Consider the following 4,706-nt stretch of genomic DNA (forward strand, 5'->3'; position numbering starts at 1 on the left):
TTTCGCAAAAACACTTGACATTATGAAATCATAATGTTACAATGTATTTAGACAACAGGAAAGAGCCATTAAGCTGGGTACCCGCGCCTATGAGGTGATATCGGTCAGTAAGGTCAGCGAGATGGACCGGAGCGCCCTGGCCTCCTCTGCGGAGAACATGCTGACCCTCTACACCTGTGTCCGCAATGAACGGGACCAGCGCTGGTGCGTCCGGGCCGTTGAGGTTGTGTAATATGCTTCGGTCCATCGCCATACTTTCTCCATCTAAGCGGATAGCTTTCCACGCGCTTTTCATGTATGGTATGGTCATACAGCCGGGAGGCGCCGGATGACGCTGAGAGAGTTTCTGGAGTCGCATCCGGGGGAGGCGCTGGACCTGATGCTGCCGGAGGGCCGCGTGCTGCTGGAGCCAAAGGCCATTCAGTCTGTGCTGGACGGAAAACCGGTCATCGTCAGCGGCACCAGTCCCAAGAAAGCGGCACGGGTATCTGCGGAGGATCTTCTGGGACAGATCGTATGCTCCTCGTACCGCACGCGATGCCTGTGGCGGCTGGCGACCACCTACGATCCCGAAATCCGCAGCCGCGTCCGTCATCATCCTGGCATGATGAGATGGAGGTATTCATGATGAAAAGCAGAGGAAAGAACATCGCTCTGGTGCTGACAGGCATGGCTCTCGGCGCAGCTCTGGTAAGCGGCGCCGCTGCCGCGGGAGTCGCGGCCACTCCCACCTGGCAGCCCATCTATGTGGACGGCCGGCAGGTACAGATGGAGGCCTACAACATCAACGGCAATAATTTCGTCAAGCTCCGGGATATCGGCAAGGAAGTGGGCTTCAATGTGTATTGGCAGGACGGCGTCCGAGTGGACAGCGCCGCGGACTACACCGGGGAGCCACCCGTGGATGCGGCTTCGGAGTTGGGGACTGCGGCCGGTGATCTGGAGGCTGTCCGCCAGGAGATGATCCAGCGGATCAATCAAGTACGCCGTGAAAATGGCGCGGGCGAGCTGGCTGTCAACGAGGCGCTGATGGAGGCGGCGCAGGTCTGCGCTGATCAAGGCTTCAGAAAGCACAACTTCCAATATGAATGTGAGACCGTACTGGCCTGCGGGTATCCATATGGCTTTAACTCTAACCTCGCATGGTTTTCCGGTGCTTCCAAGTTGAATGCCATTGCACAAACAACGGTTTCCAGCTGGCTCTTCTGCCGGAGAAACAAGAAAAAGACCCGGAGGATATTATCCTCCGGGTCTTTTGGCTTGCTTAGATGGATGGAAACATGACATATCTGCATCTATGTGCAATAAAATCATGCTTAGATACGATTCATAAGGCTCAAATCCAAATAATTCGTATCAAAATAAGCAAGAGACAAAAACAGAAGCTTATTGTTTTGATCATAAAAGTGACCTTCATGCACCAAGCAAGAGGCACTGTTCAGATATACCTTGCCTCCACAAAGTGCCTTTAATTCTTCCGCAGAGATACTGCTGAGCTTGATATATTCACGTTTGCAGGACTTTCCTGTTTTGTCAAAAAGATAGTGGTGGAAGCTGTTCAGGAAAGCATCGATATCCTCTTTTTCTGATATATAAGCAGAGGGCAGATAATCAATACAGAAGATGCAGGGAGCATTATCAGCATAATAGAGGCTTTCAATCGCGGTAAAAGGCCCGCTTACCGATTCAGGCCCTCGGATTGGAATGGCGTCAGCCTGAACCGTATAGACGCGCAGAGCGCGGGCAGACGCTTCAAAGCCGCTTCCGCGTATCAGCTGGCTGAATTCAGTGCCGGGATTCAGCCAAAGCTTCATGCTTTGATAATAGGGATTCACAAACGTCCCCTTCCCGTGGATGCGCATAATCATTCCTTCTGCCTCAAGCTCTGACAGCGCCTGACGGACCGTTGCCCTGGATAATCCAAGCTCTTCCGATAGCCTAACTTCCGGAGGGAGCTTTAACTCTTCTTCAGAAGCGTTTCGGTTATCGATTAATTCCTGAATGTATGCAGCAATAGAATCTCGCGCCAAATCACTGAAGCTGTTTTTGCTGACAGCTTTTGGCTTCTGCTTGTATATGTTTGTCATAAATGATACATATCCTCTTTACAGTGTGCGGGTCGAGAGAGAAATCATACCAGTATTGGACAGGCGCTACGGTGACGTGCCGTTTGATAGGAAGTATAGCATAAAACAGGGGCGGCGGGCAATCTTTTTATTCGAATTGTGATAGTTTTCTGAAAATGTATTGACAGGGGAAAAAGCTGTATTATAATTACATATGTAAGGTCTGACCTTTATACCTATGAAGAAAAGGAGATATGAGATGGACGGAAAAGATATTGTTCAGGACAGTCGGGAATATGCTATAGAAGAAGCCATTCCCATGAGCGAAAGAAATTATGGATTTCTTGACATGATGTTTACTTGGTTGGGAGCGAATGCGCAGCCATCTGTTTGGTGGTTGGGCGGTGTGATTGCAGGCATGGGGATTTTCAGTGCCTTTGTAGTCAACATCTTAGGCACGGTCATCGGGGCATTGACTGTTGCGCTGGTCGGCTTTATTGGCTTTCGGATGGGAACGACAACGGCTGGTGTGATCCGGGTCCCGTTGGGAATCAATGGAAGCAAACTGCTGAGCATCTTAAATGCGGTCACCAATATTGGTTTCTGCGGATTTGCACATTACATGGGAGCGATCACCATCAGCTATCTGCTGAACATGAGCTTGGGAACACCAGTGGCCGGAGAACCAGGTAGCGAACCTGTCATGGCTATTGGCATCTTGGTGATTGGTACGCTGTCCATGATCTTTGTCTCTGTGGAAGGGTCTAAATCCATTAAAATCGTGGAACGGATCCTCAGCATCGGCCTAATCATTCTCAGCAGCTGGATGACCATCGTTGTTGTTCGTAGCTTTGATTTGACGGCGATTGCGAACTGGCGGCCTTCTGCTGAACAATTTGTTCCATTTGGCGTTGGCTTTGATATGATTTTCGCGGGAATGCTCGCATGGGTTCTCAGTTCCTGCGAATTTACCCGATATACGAAAACAAGAGCGGCAGCAACCGGCGCACCTGCAATCGGTCTTTCTATTGCCGGCATCTGGTTCATCGGCGTTGGAATATTGACGGTCATTGCCGTGGCGTCTAGCACAGGCGTGTATGATCCCAACCTGTCTGACCCGTCTACCACGGCGGCTTCTCTGGGACTTGGCTGGGTCGCACTGCTGGTTATCTTGTTTACAACAATCACATCCAACCTGGTTTGCATTTACACTGCTGCTTTCTCTGTTATGAATATTTCGAGAAATGTGAGGTTTATGCCGGCATCTCTTGTCAGCGGGATACTGACTTTGATCGTTGGCCTGATTCCGGTATTTGTGTTCTCCTTCTATGACTCCTTCATGATTTTCCTCGACTTCATCAGTGGCTCCTTTCCTCCCTTGATCGCAATTGTGATCTGTGATTATTATCTGGTGAGAAAAGGAGACTATCGCATGGAGTACATTGCCGAAAAGAACGGGCCATATTGGTACACCAACGGTGTGAACTGGATGACGGCCGTTTTGTGGGCGGCAGGCGTAATTTTCTACATCATTACAAAAAATGTGGGCGTGTTTTCTGAAACTACCGGCGCCGTTATACCAACATTTGTTTTGACAGGCGTTGTATACACACTGGTGGCAAAAAAGCGCTGGAATCATGGATGATCGGAGTGGAGAGTTTACATGGGTTTAAAAAATCAGACGTTGTTTTCTGTCGATACCCAAAAATGTATTGGGTGCGGTCTGTGCCAGAAAGTTTGTGCTGGAATGGTTTTGCACTTGAATGAGGCATGTGTTCCAGTAATGGATGATTTTGATGAATATGGTTGGGGCGGCTGCTGGCGATGCGAGCACTGCCTCGCGGTATGTCCAGTTGGTGCCATATCAATTTTTGGAAAGACAGCTGGGGATTGCCCAGCCCCACCGGATGCCGCTATTGCCGAACAGTTTGACAGACTGGTTGCGAATCGCCGGTCATGCCGCCGTTATAAAAAGAAAAACGTTGATCCTGCGCTTATTCGCAGCCTTGTATCGCAGCTCCAGAACGCGCCTACTGGCGGAAACGCCCAGATGGTGGAGTACACCATTGTGGATGACATGGAAGTGATGGATCACATTCGGAGAATTTGCCATGATAAAATGGAGGAACAGGCCAGGCAAGGTATTTACGGCTATAATATTGGAGCGGAAAAATATGCCATTATGGAAGCATCGGAAGAGCGGGACAGTATCCGCCCCGGCGATGGATTGTTCTGCAATGCTCCGCATATTTTCATTGCCCACGCCAAGCTTTGGGGCGATTGTTGGGATAAGGATCAGGGCATTGACTGTGATGTGACCAGCACATATTTTGAACTGCTCTGCACAGCCCACGGCCTCGGAGCTGGCATGATGACCTATACAATGGGAGTACTCCAGAATATGCCGGAGATTCTTCGGGCGCTCAAGATTCCGGAAGATCACTATGTAGGCGCAGTTGTAGGATTTGGGTACCCTGAGATTAACTATGCGCGCGGAGTTCTCAGGCAGAACAGAAACCCGGTCCATTACATTATGGCAGAGGATATCCCGGCAAAATTGTAGTCAGATAACATTTGTCAAGGGGAAATTTCTGAAATGAGACCCTTTCATAAATAATATAATATCCTCCCAGATTTGTA

General features: G+C 49.6%; 5 protein-coding genes and 1 pseudogene. 5 read left to right on the top strand and 1 reads right to left on the bottom strand.

Annotation, left to right across the window (positions count from 1 at the left end; all coding sequences use genetic code 11):
* Positions 1–70: 70 nt before the first annotated feature.
* From Q0Z69_RS16590 to Q0Z69_RS16600, 3 genes and pseudogenes are all read left to right on the top strand, one after another.
* A pseudogene (locus Q0Z69_RS16590) lies at positions 71–232 on the top strand (sortase); the annotation flags it as partial.
* Positions 233–328: 96 nt separating this feature from the next.
* Entirely contained in the window at positions 329–628 is a 300-nt protein-coding gene (locus Q0Z69_RS16595; protein WP_298035513.1) for a hypothetical protein, read from the top strand.
* Entirely contained in the window at positions 625–1,284 is a 660-nt protein-coding gene (locus Q0Z69_RS16600) for a CAP domain-containing protein (protein ID WP_298035514.1), read from the top strand. The genes Q0Z69_RS16595 and Q0Z69_RS16600 overlap by 4 nt, the downstream gene beginning before the upstream one ends.
* Before the next feature lie 32 nt (positions 1,285–1,316).
* Here the strand turns inward: Q0Z69_RS16600 and Q0Z69_RS16605 are convergent, their stop codons facing one another.
* The gene (locus Q0Z69_RS16605) at positions 1,317–2,087 is read right to left on the bottom strand and encodes a GntR family transcriptional regulator (RefSeq protein WP_298035515.1); all 771 of its coding nucleotides are present in this window, start codon (positions 2,085–2,087) and stop codon (positions 1,317–1,319) included.
* 238 nt (positions 2,088–2,325) lie between these two features.
* Here Q0Z69_RS16605 and Q0Z69_RS16610 point away from each other — a divergent pair, with 238 nt between their 5' ends.
* The gene (locus Q0Z69_RS16610) at positions 2,326–3,711 is read left to right on the top strand and encodes a cytosine permease (RefSeq protein ID WP_298035516.1); all 1,386 of its coding nucleotides are present in this window, start codon (positions 2,326–2,328) and stop codon (positions 3,709–3,711) included.
* Positions 3,712–3,729: 18 nt separating this feature from the next.
* Complete coding sequence (locus Q0Z69_RS16615) at positions 3,730–4,629, top strand: nitroreductase family protein (protein ID WP_298035517.1); 900 nt, start codon at positions 3,730–3,732, stop codon at positions 4,627–4,629.
* The last annotated feature ends 77 nt before the right edge of the window (positions 4,630–4,706 follow it).

Source organism: uncultured Dysosmobacter sp. (assembly GCF_947631165.1).
Classification (GTDB): Bacteria; Bacillota; Clostridia; order Oscillospirales; family Oscillospiraceae; genus Oscillibacter.